Genomic DNA, 14,023 nt, shown 5'->3' with positions numbered 1-14,023 from the left:
CGATGCCCCCCACCCTGCCGCGCCTGCCGCGTGCCCTCGGCCTTGCCGCCCGGCCCCTGCCGCTGCCGCCGCTGAACCTGCTGCTGGGCCGCCTGACCCGCCGCCTCTCGGACGCCCATCCCGCGATGCTGCGCCGGTTGGGCGACCATGCCGCCCGCCGCTTCCTGATCGACCCGCTGGACCTGCCTTGGGTGCTGCTCCTGCAGCCGCAGGACGCGGCCATGACCGCGCATCCGCGCGCGCGCCCGCCCGCGCATGACGCGCGGATCGCCGGGACGCTCTCGGCCTTCCTCGCGATGATGCACGGGGCCGAGGATGGCGATGCCCTGTTCTTCTCGCGCGATCTGACGGTCGAGGGCGATACGGCCGCCGTCCTTGCGCTGCGCAATGCGATGGACGATGCCGAACTGGACCTGACCGAGGAGCTTGCCGCGCTGTCCGGTCCCTTTGCCCGGCCGCTGCGCCGGGTCCTTGCCGGGGCCGAGCGCGCCACGGGACTGCACCTGCACCGAATCGGAGGCTTGCCATGATGGAACTCGTCTGCCCCGCCGGCACTCCGGCCGCGCTGCGCGCCGCGGTCGAGACCGGGGCCCATGCGGTCTATTGCGGCTTTGCCGACGAGACCAACGCCCGCAACTTCCCCGGCCTGAACTTCTCGCCCGAGGAGCTGGCCGAGGCGGTCGCCTTTGCCCATGCGCGGGGCGCCAAGGTGCTGGTCGCGATCAACACCTTTCCCCGCGCCGGGGCAGAACCCCTGTGGCACCGCGCCCTGGCCAATGCCGAGGCGGCGGGGGCGGATGCGGTGATCCTGGCCGACATCGGCCTTCTCGCCCATGCCGCCGACCGTCATCCGGGCTTGCGCCGGCATCTCTCGGTGCAGGCGGCGGCGGCGAATCCGGATGCGATCAATCTTTATGCGAGCGCCTTCGGCGTCAGGCGCGTCGTCCTGCCGCGCGTGCTGACCGTCGACGAAATCGCCGCGATCAATCGCGAGATCGACGTCGAGACCGAAGTCTTCGTCTTCGGCGGCCTCTGCGTCATGGCCGAGGGGCGCTGTTCCCTCTCGTCCTACGCCACCGGCCAGTCGCCGAACATGAACGGTGTGTGCTCTCCTGCGAGCCACGTCGTCTATGCCGAGGAGGGCAGCGATCTTGCCGCGCGGCTGGGGGGGTTCACCATCCATCGCACGCCGAAATCCGCCCCCGCCCCCTATCCGACCTTGTGCAAGGGCTGCTTCACCTCGGGCGAGCAGACCGGGCATATCTTCGAGGACCCGGTCTCGCTGGATGCGACGCACCTGATCCCGAAGCTGGCGAAGGCGGGCGTCTCGGCCCTGAAGATCGAGGGGCGACAGCGCAGCCGCGCCTATGTCGCGCAGGTCGTCCGCGCCTTCCGCGCCGCGGTCGAGGCGCAGGCGGCGGGCCTGCCCCTGCCGGAAAGCGTGCTCGCCCGCCTGACCGAGGGCCAAGCCGCCACCGCCGGCGCCTATGCCAAGACCTGGAGATGACCATGGAACTCACCGTCGGCCCGAACTTCTTCTTCTGGCCCGCCGAGACCGTGCGCGGCTTCTACCGCGAGCTTTCGGACGCGCCGGTGTCGCGCGTCGTGCTGGGCGAACTGGTATGCTCGAAACGCCTGCCGTTCTGGCAGGGCGAGATCCCCGGCGCGATCGAGGCGCTGGTCGAGGCGGGGAAAGAGGTCGCGATCACCTCGCTCGCGCTGATCACCCTGAAGCGCGAGCGGAAGCTTACGGCCGAGTTGCAGGACCTGGGCCTGCCGGTCGAGGTCAATGACCTGACCGCGCTGGCGCATGTCCCCGAGGGCCAGCCGTTCTGGGTCGGCCCGCTGGTCAACATCTACAACGAAGGCACGCTGCGCTGGCTGATCCGGCGCGGCGCGCGGCGGGTCTGCCTGCCGCCAGAGTTGACCCTGGCCTCCATCGCCGTGCTGGCGCGGCTGGGGCGCGAGGAAGGGGTGCCGGTCGAGGTCTGGGGCCATGGCCGCCTGCCGCTCGCGATCTCGGGCCGCTGCTACCATGCGCGGCTGCATGACCGCGCCAAGGACAGCTGCCAGTTCGTCTGCGATCAGGACCCGGACGGCCGCGACGTGGAAACGCTGGACGGCCAGTCCTTCCTTGCGGTGAACGGGGTGCAGACGCTCAGCCAGTCGACGGCCAGCATGGCGCATCAGGTCGCGGCGCTGGAGGAGGCCGGGGTCGCCGCGCTGCGCCTCTCGCCGCAGTCGCAGGGTTTCCGGGCGATCTGCGCGGGCTATGCCGACAGGCTGGCGGGCCGGATCGACGGCGCCGGGCTGGAGGCGATGCTGCGCCCGATGGTGCCGGGTGGCCGGTTGTCCGACGGCTTTCTCGCCGGCCCCTCCGGCGCGCATTGGTCGGCAGCGACGGAACCCGCGTAGGGTGGGCGATTCGCCCACCTTCCTTACGGAAGCCGCAGCCGCGCCAGATAGAACCCGTCCATCCCGCCGCGCTCGGCCCAGTAGTCCGGCCGCAGGCGCAGGCCCCCGGCCGGGGTCCACCAGTCGGCGGGAACGCCGGGCAGGTCGGCCCGCTCCACCGTCAGGCCGGGATTGCGCGCCAGCGCGGCGGCGATCTGGTCCTCGCCCTCTTCGGGCAGGAGAGAGCAGGTGGAAAACACCAGCCGGCCGCCCGGCCTCAGCCAGCCAAGCGCGCGATCCAGAAGCCTCGCCTGCAGTGCGACCAGCGCGGGCAGGTCGCTGCCGTCCTTGACGAAGGGCAGGTCCGGGTGCCGCCGGATCGTGCCGCTGGCCGAGCAGGGCGCATCCAGCAGGATTGCGTCGAAGGCGCCCTCGGGCTGCCAGTGCAGCGCGTCGGCGGTGATCGTCCGCGCGGTCAGCCCGGTACGCCTCAGGTTCGCCTCGACCCGGGCCATGCGCGGGGCCGAGATGTCCAGCGCCGTCACCTCCGCCCCTGCCGCGGCGAGTTGCAGCGTCTTGCCCCCTGGCGCGGCGCAGAGGTCCAGCACATGCTCTCCGGCCTGCGGCGCCAGCAGCCGCGCGGGCAGGGCGGCGGCGGCGTCCTGCACCCACCAGCCGCCCGCCTGATAGCCCGGCAGGGCCGAGACCTGGGCCGGCCCGCGCAGGCGCAGGCTGCCGGTGGGCAGGACCTCGCCCTCGGGGGCGGGGAAGCCGGGGCGCAGGGTCAGGTCCAGCGGCGGCTCCTGCGCCTGCACCGCCTCGATCGCGGTCACCACCTCGCGGCCATGGGCATGGACCAGCGGCTGGCGCAGCCAGCGCGGCAGGCGCTGCGGCAGCTGGCCCTGGAACGGGTCGCCCTCGGGCAGGGCGCGCAGGACCGCGTTCACCAGCCCGGCGAAATGGGCGGTGCGCTTGCGCTGGCGCATGATCTCGACGGCGGCATTCACCACGCCATGCGCGGGTGCGCCCAGGGCCCGCTCCACCACCGCCAGCCGCAGGACATTGCGCACGGCAAGCGGCGGGGCCTTGCGCAGATGCCGGTCCAGCACGCGGTCGGCGGGCTCCAGATGCCGCAGGACGGTGGCGGCCAGGCGCAGCGCCCGGGCGCGGTCGGCCGGGGAAAGGTCGGGGGCCGAGACATCCTCCAGCATCCGGCCCTCGCCGAGGATGCCGCCCAGGATCTCTGCTGCTGCGGCGCGTGCCGCGACGCCTTCGGCCATCGGCCCACCCCTTGTTGTCGCCTTCCCGGCGCGTATATCAGCAAAGGACCGCCGCACAAGGAAGCGGCGCAAGGAAACCGCCATGGACAAAGACGACCTGCCCCCCGCTGCGCAACGCGCGCTTGCCGAGGCCGAGGCCCGCCGCAAGGCAGCCGAAGCCAAGGCCCCGCTGCCGCCCGAACTCGGCGGTCGCGACGGGCCCGAGCCGGTGCGTTACGGCGATTGGGAGAAGAAGGGCCTTGCGGTCGACTTCTGAAATGCAGACGGGGGCCGCGACGGGCCCCCGCTGACAGAAGGATCTTGGCCGATCAGGGATTGGCGGCCAGATAGGCGATGACGTTGGCGCGATCCTCGGGCTTCGGCAGGCCGGCGAAGGACATCTTGGTGCCCGGCATCGCGCTCTTCGGGTTCTCGAGGAAAGCGAACAGGGCTTCGGGCGTCCAGGGCTCGGACGAATGGGCGGCCATCGCGTCGGAATAGGCGAAGCCTTCCACCGAGGCGTGGTTGCGCCCGACGACGCCGTTCAGGTGCGGACCGACGGCGTTGCTGCCGTCCATCTTGTGGCAGGAGCCGCACTTCTTGAACACCTTCTCGCCCGCCGCGGCATCGGCCGAGGCCATCAGCGCCGCCACGTCCACGGTTTCCGCCGCCGCCCCATCGCCCTCGGCCGGGGCTTCCCCGGCGCCGGTGTCGATCGTGTAGGCCTGGGTCAGCTCACCCTCGGCGCCATGGCCGGTGCTGCCCACCGTGTAAAGCCCGTCGGCGGCCCAGCCCGCCAGCATGAGGACAAGGAGCGAGCCGCAAACCGCGCCCACCGCCTTGGTCATCGTCATCGTGTCGAACATGGTTCACCTATCCGGGGTCTTCGTTCCGCGCGGTATCTATCCGCTTCCACCCGCAGGTTTCAAGGTGTAGACGCGCCATGATGCGCCCAAACGGGCGGATTTCTTGCGCAGGGAGAGGAAAGCCGATGGCCGGACGCATCGCATTCCAGGGCGAACTCGGTGCCTATTCGCACCAGGCCTGCCAGCAGTCCCGCCCGGATTTCGAGCCGGTCCCCAGCACGACCTTCGAGGAAGTGGTGGACAAGGTCGCGCGGGGCGAGGTCGACCTGGGCATGCTCGCGGTCGAGAATTCGACCTATGGCCGGGTGGCGGACGTTCATTCCCTGTTGCCGCGCTCTGGCCTGCACATCGTGGACGAGGCCTTCGTCCGCGTGCATGTGAACCTTCTGGGCGTCCCCGGCGCGAAGCTTGAGGATGTGAAGGAGGCGCATGGCCATGTGGTGATCCTGCCGCAATGCGCGGGTTTCCTGAAGGCGCATGGCATCCGCGGCAAGGTCAGCAGCGACAATGCCCGCGCGGCGCGCGAGGTGGCCGAGGCCGGGGACCGCAGCCGCGCCGCGCTGGCCAGCGAGCTTGCGGCCTCGATCTACGGGCTGGAGGTGCTGGCCCGCCATATCGAGGACCATGCCAACAACACCACCCGTTTCCTGGTCATGTCGCGCGAACCCGATTTCACCCGGCGCGGGACCGGCAAGATGATCACCACCTTCGTCTTCCGGGTCCGCAACATTCCGGCCGCGCTTTACAAGGCGATGGGCGGTTTCGCGACCAACGGGGTAAACATGACCAAGCTGGAAAGCTACATGGTCGGCGGCACCTTCACCGCGACCGAGTTCTACGCCGACATCGAGGGCCACCCGGACGACCCCAACGTCGCCCTGGCGCTGGAGGAACTGCGCTATTTCACCTCGGAAGTGAAGATCCTGGGCGTCTATCCGGCCGATCGCGAGCGGGGCTGATCACATTCGCCCGGCCCGGGAGCGGCCGTCCTGGTAGCCTGCCGCGATGCGCTGGGCCAGCTGGGCGGTGCGGGCGTCGAACTTCGCCTCGACCCGGCGGCGGGTCAGGCGCAGGGTGTTCAGGAACAGTCGCGCGGCCAGGGTCTTGGGCCGGACCTCGAGCACCACCCGCAGCCGGGTGCGGCGCGGCGAGAGGGCCAGGACCTCGAACCGCGCCGTGCCTTCGACCGAAGGACTGTCCAGGCTGTAGCCCATCGCCTTGTCCGGCGCGGTCTCGGTCAGGCGCAGGAGCATCTGGCGCACCTTGCCCCTGACCCTGCCGCGAATCCGCCAGGCCGAGCCGATTCCGCTGTGCGGGGCATCGGCGGGGCGCTCTACCTGGACACCCTGACGGATCGCCATGCGCTCCCAGGCCGCGTGGTCGGCAAGCGTGGCAAAGACAAAGGAGAGCGGCGCTTCGAGGTCGCTCTTCGAGGTCAGTTTCATCTCGGTTCCTTCATCGGGGACGGGGGCAGGATCGGGTCAATCCAGCCGGTCGGCAAGCCAGTTCTGCAGGATGAAATGCGCGATCGACCCTTTCCGCGCCGGTTTGATCTGCGGGTTCAGCCCGGCAAGGGCGGTGACCAGCTCTTCCCGGCTGACCCAGCAGGCCTGTTCCAGTTCCTCGGGGTCGATGGTGATGGCCTCGCTCAGCGCCTCGGTGCGGGCGCCGATCATCAGCGAGGCGGGGAAGGGCCAGGGCTGGCTGGCCAGATAGCCGACCGGCCCGCACAGGATCCCGGTCTCCTCCTGCACCTCGCGGCGGACGGCGGCCTCGATGGTCTCGCCGGGTTCGACGAAACCGGCCAGCAGCGAGAACATCCCGTCCGGCCAGCCGGCATCGCGGCCCAGAAGGACCGAGTTGCCGCGCGTGACCAGCATGATCACCACCGGATCGGTGCGCGGGAAATGATGCGCGCCGCAAGCCGGGCAGGTGCGCTGCCAGCCGCCCATCGCCAGATCCGAGGCCGCACCGCAGGCGGCGCAGAAGCGGTGGCTCGCGTGCCATTGCAGAAGCGCCTTGGCCGTGGCCACCAGTTCGGCCGCGCGGGGCGACAGCAGCGTCATCACGCCGCGCAGTTCCGCAAAGCCCCAGTCCGGCGGCAGGTCGGGGTGATGCTGGACGGAGGGATCGAAGAAGGCTGGCGGCACGCTGTCCTGGTCGGCGGCGGGCGTCCATGCCGAAAGCTCGGCGGCAAAGCGCGGGATCCCGTCGTCCAGCCCTAGGAAGACCGGCGGCGCGGCCGGCGCCAGGGCCGGGTGGCCGGGCGGAAGCCAGCCCGGCTGGTCGCCCCGCATCAGCGGCTTGCCGCGCCAGAGCGGCAGGATGCGGCCCCGCTCCAGCGCCGTGACCAGTGCCTGCGGGTCGCGGCGGAGCTGGGCGGCGCGATCCAGCGCAGAGCCGCCGAAAGTTACCGTTTCGGCAATCCGCATGATTTGGCCCTTCTCCCGGATTGTCGCCTCAAGGGGCGTGGTGCCGTGCTGTGATGGCAGAATCTGCATCCCGAAAGCAACCATGCCGTGAATTTCTTCAATTTGCCTTAACCTTGTCACAACTTCCGCGCCACTTCAGACCCGTCAAGATTGTGAAGTGCGATGGCGCGTGTTGTTCACCAGTGCTGCCGGGTGTTGCAGCCCCGTTTCCCGGAAGGGTCGTTAACCAGTGCTTAATGCGTCCGCTTTGACGAGTGATCCGCAACGATCCCCTGCCGACCTGCTTCCGTCCGCCGCGACCCAAGACCGGCAAGCCGGCGCAAGGGTCGATCTGCGCCTGATCGCCACAAGCGACCTGCACGCGACGCTTCTACCCTATGATTACTGCACCAACCGCCCGATCCGCGGCCGGGGGCTAAGCGAGATCGCCCGGCAGATCGCGGCCCGGCGGGCGGGCGCGGCAAATTCGCTCCTGTTCGACAACGGCGATTTCCTGCAGGGCAATTCCCTGGCCGATTACGTCGCGGGGAGCACGCGACGCCGCAGGGCGCATCCGGTGATCACGGCGTTCAACACGCTGGGCTATGATGCGGTGACGCTGGGCAATCACGAATTCAATTACGGCTTGCCGTTCCTTTCCGCCTCTCTGGCACAGGCGCGCTTTCCGGTCGTCTCGGCCAATATCGCGACCCGGCTGGGGCGAAGCCCGCAGCGGGACCGCACCTTCGTTCCGCCCTATGTCGTGCTGAAGCGGGTGGTCAGGGACCGCGAGGGACGGCCGCATCGGCTTCGGATCGGGGTGATCGGCTTCGCTCCGCCGCAGATCGAGGTCTGGGACCGCGACCATCTGGCCGGACGGATACGGATGCGCGACATCCTGGCCGCGGCAAGGGCCTGGCTGCCGCGGCTGCGGGCCGCCGGCGCCGACGTGATCGTGGCGCTGGCCCATACCGGCATCGGCCCGGTCGAGCCCCTGGACGGGATGGAGAACGCGGCCACCGCGCTTGCCTCCCTGCCCGAGATCGACGCGGTGATCGCCGGCCATTGTCACCTGGCTTTTCCCGGCGCGGCGGTCCCGGCGGGGCCGGGTGTGGACCCCGAGCGCGGGCTGCTGGCGGGCAAGCCCGCGGTTATGCCGGGCCATTCCGGCAGTCACCTGGGGGTGATCGACCTCGTGCTGTCCAGGTCTCTCACCGGCGGGCGGCGCTGGCTGGTGCAGGGTGCCTCGGCGCGGCTGGATGTGGTGGACGCCGGGCGGGATGCGCCGAAGCATCTTCTTCGGGCGATCGGGCCGGATCACCGCGCCGCGCTGGCCTGGTCGCGGCAGGTGCTGGGCCGGACAAGGGTGCCGCTGCACACGCATTTCGCCACGGTCGCCCCCAGCGCCGCGCTGGAGCTGATGGCCGAGGCAAAGGCCGCCCATGTCCGGGCCGCGCTTGCCGGTACGGCCTGGGACGGGCTTCCGGTGCTGGCCTCGGCCACGCCATACCGCTCGGGCGGGCGGGCCGGCCCGGGGAATTTCACCGACATTGCGCCCGGCCCCTTCCGGATGCGCAACCTGTCCGAGCTTTACCTCTACCCCAACACCCTGGCCGCCCTCGAGCTTTCCGGCGCCGAGGTCGCCGACTGGCTGGAGGTCTCGGCCTCGATCTTCCGCCTAGTGCCCGCGGGTTCGGTCGATGCGCCCCTGCTGGACCCCCACCGCCCGGCCTTCTTCTTCGACGCGATCCCGGCGCTCTCCTATGCGATCGACCTGAGCAAGCCTGCGCGCTTTGACGCCCAGGGTCGGCTGGCCGATCCCGCGGTGCGGCGGATCGTCGGCCTTTGCCACGCGGGCCGCACGGTGGCAAAGGATGACCGCTTCATCCTGGTCACCAACAGCCACCGTGCGAACCGGACCCGGGTCGAGGGTGCCGCGCAGGTGCCGGTCCTGCCGCAGGGACGGCGGGTGCAGTCGGTGCTTGCCGACCATCTGCGCAGCCGGGGCGAGGTCGGCGCTGCCCCGGTCCGGAACTGGCGCTTCCTGCCGATGCCCGGCACCTCGGTCGTCATCGCGGCTGGCGAGGGTTCGGCGCGGCATCTTGCGGACATCGCCCACTATCGGCCCCAGGCCCTTGGCACGGACAGCGAGGGCTTCTCCCACTATCGGCTGCACCTCTGATCGGTTATACCGCCCGCGCCCAATCCGGAGGCGGGGATGTATGACGCCGTATTCTTCGATCTCGACGGCACGCTGATCGACACCGAAAGCATCGCGCTGGCCACCGGGCTGGCGGCCTTTGCCGCGCATGGCCATGCGGTTGACGAGGCCTTCATGCACGCCCTCGTCGGCAAGGATGAACCGACGGCCGCCCGGATCATCCGCGCCGCGCTGCCCTTGGCCGACCTGGATGCCGTCAACCGCCACTGGCGCGAGGGCTTTGCCGCCGGGGTGGATGCGGGGCTGTCACTGAAGGCGGGGGCGGAGGAGCTTCTGGCCCGGACGGCGCGGCCCATGGCGATCGTGACCTCCACCAGCCGGGCGGGCGCACATCGCAAGCTGGCCATTGCCGGGATCGCCCGGAGCTTCGCCCATGTCGTGACCCTGGACGATGTGCGTGCGCCGAAGCCTGCGCCGGACCCCTATCTCCTTGCGGCGGGGCTGTTCGGCCTGGATCCCGCCCGCTGCCTGGTGTTCGAGGACAGCGAGACCGGGGCCGAGGCCGCCCACCGCGCCGGCTGCGTGGTGGTGCAGGTCCCCGACGTGGTCCCAAGCCAAGGCCGCTGGGCGCATCACCTGGCCCCCGACCTTCTGGCCGGGGCGCGGATGGCGGGGCTGCTTTAAGGGGGCGTGCGGTCGCACGCCACCTTGCACCGCATCCGCCTTTCACTTATATCCGCGCTCGAGAGGTTGGCGCGGGCAGGCGCCTCGCCAACCCGGTCAGGTCCGGAAGGAAGCAGCCGTAACGAGCCCCGCTTGGGTCGTTGTCCAGCCTCTCACCCAATCACCTCCCAAGCCTTTGATGCGGAATAATGCCCTTGCACTCAAGGACTTGGTGCCGTTTCTGGTGCCAGAGCAGGCGCCAGAATGGGGTTGGAGATGGCTGGGAACCCGCGATACATCGAGTCGAACAGGTCGCGCACCTTGGCGTTCGTCCAGACGAACGGACGCTGGATGTCTGGCAGCGCGATGTCGCCGAGATCGATGAAGTGGAGGAGACCATCCAGATCGTATTCTGCGCGCTTGAGCGGGGACTGGCTCCTGCAGTCGCCAGGTCACGGTGATCGGCCTTTCGCCCGTCCAGCTCTCGAACACAGGCCAACCGCAGTAGAGGAAGGGTGCGCCGTTGCCGTTGCGGAGCTTGCCGTTGCGCACGAAGAGATGGACGTGCGCCTGGTGCAGTTCCGGCGATCATCCGGCCGATCTGACCATCCCGGCGCGTCTGCGTCTGGCTCTGCCACTGCATCCATGTAGTCACCGACCACTATGCGCAGTTGTCCGCCCCGCTCGATGAGATCGCGGAACCAGAGTCGTGGTCAGCGTGCCGCCGAGCCCGTAGACCACCTCGTCCACATCACGGTGGAAATGCGGGCGGGCACACGGGCCCGGGGTGGAACGGTGAACTCGAACATCACGAGGTCGCCCGCGCCGTGGGACTCGTCGATCAGGAACTTCAACTCCAGATTGCCGAAGCGGTCCGAGCGGCTGGGTTCGATGACTTGCAGGAGGCGCATCTGGCCGTCTTCACTTACCCCCTGCCTGATGGCGTGCGGCCCTCGGACCTCGCCCGGCGGATGGAAATGACCCCGCAGGCAACGAATTACCTGATCGCCCAGGTCGAGACCCTCGGCTGGAACGCCGTGCGCCCGAGGGCAGTGACCGACGTCTGGTGCACCTGACACCCCGTGGCCGGCAGGTCGGCGAGGTCATCTACACCTGCCTGCGCGATGTGCACGTTGCCTGGGCCGAGGAGATCGGACATCTGAGTCAATCGGGCCGAAGCCGCACTGGGCCGATCGGGACGCAGTGGTCGTGGTCGAAGCCAAGGGCGGAAAGCGGATGGTGAGGCTCAGACTTCAAGCAGAGCCGTTACTCGTCCCCCGCCCGCCATTCCTTCCACCGCAGCGCCGCCTTGCCGCCGATCGTGGCGACAGGTTCCGGCGGGATCGCCCTGGCCGGCGCGGCCTCGGCGTAGTGCTGCCCCAGTTGCGACAGGTGCCCCAAGGCGCGCTCTGCCGCCACGATGCCGTTCGCGGTGGCGTTGGTCGCGCCGACCCCGTTGCATCCGGCGGCAAGCCAGAGGCCCTGATCCACCTCATCCACCACGGGCACGCTGTTCCATGTCAGCGCCATCGCGCCGGCCCATCGGTATTGCATCGGCAGTCCCGCAAGGTCCGGAAAGCGGGAAGCGAGCTTTCGGTCATGCACCCGCCCCGCGCTGGCGAGGGCCGCGTCGCTGACCGTGATGGACGGGTTGTAGGTGTATCGCGACCTTACGAGGATGCGGTCGCCCTCGGGGCCCGAGAGGCGGCGGATCGTCGTGCCCATCGGCAGGGCGGGCGTGGCGGCCCAGTTGCGTTCGCCCCCCAGCAAGGCCGGGTCGAAAGGTTTCGTCAGCGAGGCATAGGTGAAGACATGCATCAGCTTGCGCGGCAGCAGCCCGAAGCTTCGCGCGTGGCCGTTGACGGCAAGGACGACCCTCCCCGCCGCAACCGTTCCGGCCTTGGTTGTCACTTGCCAGCCGCTGCCCTGTCTCTCGATGGACAGGACGGGCGATTGCTCGAAGACCGTGACGGGATCGCGCAGCGCGTCAGCGAAGCGCCGCACGAAGTCGGCAGGCTGGATCATCGCCGTTCCCGGCGTGAACAGGGCCGAGGAGAAGGACCGCGTCCCGGTGAGCCGCGCCGTTTCCTCGGCGTCCAGCAGACGGTGCGCCTCGCCCAGCCCCTCCAACTGCTTTGCGTAATCCGCAAGATGATGATCCCCCGCCGCACCGCGCGCGATGGAATAGCGGCCCGACAGGGAAAACACCTCCGGCCCCCAGCCGTGTTCCTCGGCCATTCCTTGAGCCAGCGCGATGGCTGTCCGGTTCTTGAAGATGTCACGCCGCGCATGGGTGGCAGAGTCGCTGCCGAGGCTTTCGGCGGACACCTCATGCGGAAGGTCGATGATGAAGCCCGAATTGCGCCCCGCAGGTCCCCCGCCCACGATGCCCGCCTCCAGCACGGCCACCTGCAGGGTCGGATCGAGCTGCGACAGGCGGCGAGCGGCTGCCAGCCCCGCGAAGCCTGCGCCGATGATGGCGACGTCGGCCGTCACCGCCCCCAGCAAGGCGGGGCGCGGGCGGCGGTCCGGCAGCATGGCGACCCAGCCGGAAACGCCCGGCTGTCGCGGCAGGGCCTTGGCGGTGTAGCGAGTCATCAGGGTTTCTCTGCGTCGATCAGATCGCCCAAAGCCTCGCGGATCGCGGGCAGACGATCGGCGGGAAGTGCGCGCAGCGGCTTGCGCGGGTTGCCTGCGCCGTGGCCGGTCATGGCGGCTGCGGCATAGACGGACTGCACATAGTCGCCGGCCCAGATCAGCGACATGATCGGCTCCAGCTTGCGCCAGAGCGCCCGCGCTTCGGCCCAGCGACCCTCCTGCGCGGCCTTCACGACGGCAAGGCAGGTCTTGGGCGCGATGTTCGCCCCGCCCCAGATCAGCCCCGAGGCCCCCGCCAGCAGGGCATAGGGCACCAGCGTATCCGCTCCGTTCATCACCGGCAGCCCCGTCCGCATCAGCGACGCCTGCGCGGCCAGATCACCGCTCGAATCCTTGACCGAGGCAAAGCCCGGGATCGCGGCAAGCTTGCGGAACAGGTCGGGCGTGATCTCCACCCCCACCGCATGGGGCACGTTGTAGCCGATCACCGGAAGGCCCGCCGAGGCCACCTCGGCGTAGAAGGCGACGACGCCCTCGTCATCGGTCGGCCCCTCGAAGAAGGGCGGCAGGACCATCACCCCCTCCGCCCCCGCATCCTGCGCCCGCTTGGTCCGCATCACCACATCCTCGGCCATCAGGGCCGAGGTCTGCGCGATGATCCGCGCCCGGCCATTGATGACCTTTGCCCCACGTTCGATCACCTGCTGCGCCTCGTCGGGCGAGAGGTAGACATGCATCCCCGTTCCCGAGGACAGCACGAAGCCCGTGATCCCCGCCCCGAGGTAGCGTTCGATATTCGCCTCCAGCCGCGCGAAATCCACGCGGCCCGCGTCGTCGAAGGGCGTGGCCAGCGCGAGGTTCAGGCCGGAAAAGGCAAAGGCGGTCATCGGGGGTCCTTTCGGGGATCAATTGTCGAAGCGGATCGCCATGCCCTCGGGCGCGGCATACATCGCCATGTTGCGGCGCGAGAGGTCGAGATGGGCGCGCACCAGCGCCTCGGCACGGTCGGGATCGCGGGCTTCGATCGCGGCGATGATCTCGTCATGCTGGGCGGCGGCCTCGTCCCGCTCCTCGGCCATTTTGGGATGACGGGCGGCAAGCTGGTCCTCGTAGAAGACCTTGGCGATGCGGGCATGATCGATCAGGCAGCGCCGCAGGCTGGGCAGGACATAGGCGTTATGCGCCATCTCGCCGATCTTCAGATGGAAGCGGTCGTTCTCGAACACGCGGCCATCCACATCACCGTCGCGGATCGCGGCGCGGAAGCGGTGCTGGATCTCCTTCAGTTCAGCCACCTCGGCATCCGTGCGCCGTTCCGCCGCCAGCCGGGTCGAGGCGACATAGACGACCGGGGCAAACAGGAAGAAGTCCCGCAGCGACCGATAGCCGAGAGGCGTGACCCGCGCGGGGCGGTTCGGCTCCAGCTCGATATACCCCTCGCCAGCCAACTGCCGCATTGCCTCTCGCACCGGAGGGCGGGACAGGCCGAACTCCTCGGCCAGTTCCGTCTCGTCGATCACAGCGCCAGGCGCGAGGTGCATGGTGAGAATGCGTCGGCGCAGGGCACCGCCGAGGCTGGCCTTGCGATCCGGCGAAGCATGCGGGTCGGAGGGGTTCGTAGAGGGCATTAAAGGCCTCGCTTTCTTTGTCCTATCTATTGTAGACAGCTGG

At 69.6% G+C, this 14,023-nt stretch carries 16 protein-coding genes and 1 other RNA gene; 9 read left to right on the top strand and 8 right to left on the bottom strand.

Translation table 11 applies throughout. The features are described 5' to 3' along the window. The first annotated feature begins 2 nt into the window (after nt 1-2). The 3 genes from ubiT to ubiV are packed head-to-tail and all read left to right on the top strand — an operon-like array spanning nt 3 to nt 2,415. A complete protein-coding gene (gene ubiT, locus I7S92_RS15385; protein ID WP_242070232.1) occupies nt 3-530 on the top strand; it encodes a ubiquinone anaerobic biosynthesis accessory factor UbiT in 528 nt (175 codons plus the stop codon). Next, nucleotides 530-1,507 carry a ubiquinone anaerobic biosynthesis protein UbiU gene (ubiU, locus tag I7S92_RS15380; RefSeq protein WP_197646081.1) on the top strand — a complete coding sequence of 326 codons (978 nt, stop codon included), beginning with the start codon at nt 530-532 and terminating at the stop codon, nt 1,505-1,507. Before ubiT ends, ubiU begins: the two co-directional genes overlap by 1 nt. Nucleotides 1,508-1,509: 2 nt before the next feature. Further along, the gene (ubiV, locus tag I7S92_RS15375; protein WP_197645945.1) at nt 1,510-2,415 is read left to right on the top strand and encodes a ubiquinone anaerobic biosynthesis protein UbiV; all 906 of its coding nucleotides are present in this window, start codon (nt 1,510-1,512) and stop codon (nt 2,413-2,415) included. Between the two features lie 23 nt (nt 2,416-2,438). Here the strand turns inward: ubiV and I7S92_RS15370 are convergent, their stop codons facing one another. Next, nucleotides 2,439-3,674 carry an RsmB/NOP family class I SAM-dependent RNA methyltransferase gene (locus I7S92_RS15370; protein ID WP_197645944.1) on the bottom strand — a complete coding sequence of 412 codons (1,236 nt, stop codon included), beginning with the start codon at nt 3,672-3,674 and terminating at the stop codon, nt 2,439-2,441. Between the two features lie 82 nt (nt 3,675-3,756). Here I7S92_RS15370 and I7S92_RS15365 point away from each other — a divergent pair, with 82 nt between their 5' ends. Beyond that, a complete protein-coding gene (locus I7S92_RS15365) occupies nt 3,757-3,930 on the top strand; it encodes a DUF1674 domain-containing protein (protein ID WP_197645942.1) in 174 nt (57 codons plus the stop codon). A 52-nt stretch (nt 3,931-3,982) separates the two neighbouring features. On the opposite strand, the gene I7S92_RS15360 is transcribed toward I7S92_RS15365, so the two are convergent. Then, nucleotides 3,983-4,519: a c-type cytochrome gene (locus I7S92_RS15360; protein WP_197645940.1), complete on the bottom strand. Its 537-nt coding sequence runs from the start codon at nt 4,517-4,519 to the stop codon at nt 3,983-3,985. A 125-nt stretch (nt 4,520-4,644) separates the two neighbouring features. Here I7S92_RS15360 and I7S92_RS15355 point away from each other — a divergent pair, with 125 nt between their 5' ends. Next, nucleotides 4,645-5,478, top strand: a complete 834-nt coding sequence (locus I7S92_RS15355; protein WP_197645938.1) for a prephenate dehydratase — start codon at nt 4,645-4,647, stop codon at nt 5,476-5,478. Here I7S92_RS15355 and I7S92_RS15350 read toward each other — a convergent pair whose 3' ends face one another. Both I7S92_RS15350 and nudC read right to left on the bottom strand, forming a co-directional pair. After that, nucleotides 5,479-5,964: an SRPBCC family protein gene (locus I7S92_RS15350; protein ID WP_197645936.1), complete on the bottom strand. Its 486-nt coding sequence runs from the start codon at nt 5,962-5,964 to the stop codon at nt 5,479-5,481. A gap of 36 nt (nt 5,965-6,000) precedes the next feature. Continuing rightward, nucleotides 6,001-6,951 carry an NAD(+) diphosphatase gene (gene nudC / locus I7S92_RS15345; RefSeq protein ID WP_197645934.1) on the bottom strand — a complete coding sequence of 317 codons (951 nt, stop codon included), beginning with the start codon at nt 6,949-6,951 and terminating at the stop codon, nt 6,001-6,003. 229 nt (nt 6,952-7,180) lie between these two features. Between nudC and I7S92_RS15340 the strand changes: the two genes are divergently transcribed. The 3 genes from I7S92_RS15340 (at nt 7,181) to ffs (ending at nt 9,932) form a co-directional block, all read left to right on the top strand. After that, complete coding sequence (locus I7S92_RS15340; RefSeq protein ID WP_197645932.1) at nt 7,181-9,112, top strand: bifunctional 2',3'-cyclic-nucleotide 2'-phosphodiesterase/3'-nucleotidase; 1,932 nt, start codon at nt 7,181-7,183, stop codon at nt 9,110-9,112. 36 nt (nt 9,113-9,148) lie between these two features. Then, nucleotides 9,149-9,775 carry an HAD family hydrolase gene (locus I7S92_RS15335; protein WP_197645930.1) on the top strand — a complete coding sequence of 209 codons (627 nt, stop codon included), beginning with the start codon at nt 9,149-9,151 and terminating at the stop codon, nt 9,773-9,775. Between the two features lie 60 nt (nt 9,776-9,835). Further along, nucleotides 9,836-9,932, top strand: an RNA gene (gene ffs, locus I7S92_RS15330) — signal recognition particle sRNA small type. 535 nt (nt 9,933-10,467) lie between these two features. Here ffs and I7S92_RS15325 read toward each other — a convergent pair. Continuing rightward, a complete protein-coding gene (locus I7S92_RS15325) occupies nt 10,468-10,665 on the bottom strand; it encodes a cupin domain-containing protein (protein ID WP_197645928.1) in 198 nt (65 codons plus the stop codon). Between I7S92_RS15325 and I7S92_RS15320 the strand changes: the two genes are divergently transcribed. Continuing rightward, nucleotides 10,651-10,830, top strand: a complete 180-nt coding sequence (locus I7S92_RS15320; RefSeq protein WP_197645926.1) for a MarR family transcriptional regulator — start codon at nt 10,651-10,653, stop codon at nt 10,828-10,830. The genes I7S92_RS15325 and I7S92_RS15320 overlap by 15 nt on opposite strands. Nucleotides 10,831-11,020: 190 nt before the next feature. Here I7S92_RS15320 and I7S92_RS15315 read toward each other — a convergent pair whose 3' ends face one another. The 3 genes from I7S92_RS15315 to I7S92_RS15305 are packed head-to-tail and all read right to left on the bottom strand — an operon-like array spanning nt 11,021 to nt 13,980. Beyond that, nucleotides 11,021-12,352, bottom strand: a complete 1,332-nt coding sequence (locus I7S92_RS15315; protein WP_197645924.1) for an NAD(P)/FAD-dependent oxidoreductase — start codon at nt 12,350-12,352, stop codon at nt 11,021-11,023. Beyond that, complete coding sequence (locus I7S92_RS15310) at nt 12,352-13,239, bottom strand: dihydrodipicolinate synthase family protein (protein WP_197645922.1); 888 nt, start codon at nt 13,237-13,239, stop codon at nt 12,352-12,354. The genes I7S92_RS15315 and I7S92_RS15310 overlap by 1 nt, the downstream gene beginning before the upstream one ends. An 18-nt stretch (nt 13,240-13,257) precedes the next feature. Continuing rightward, nucleotides 13,258-13,980, bottom strand: a complete 723-nt coding sequence (locus tag I7S92_RS15305) for a GntR family transcriptional regulator (RefSeq protein ID WP_197645920.1) — start codon at nt 13,978-13,980, stop codon at nt 13,258-13,260. Nucleotides 13,981-14,023 lie beyond the last annotated feature (43 nt).

This window comes from Tabrizicola soli (assembly GCF_015999335.1).
In the GTDB taxonomy this organism is placed as follows: domain Bacteria; phylum Pseudomonadota; class Alphaproteobacteria; order Rhodobacterales; family Rhodobacteraceae; genus Tabrizicola; species Tabrizicola soli.
This window is presented reverse-complemented; position numbering and strand designations above follow the sequence as displayed.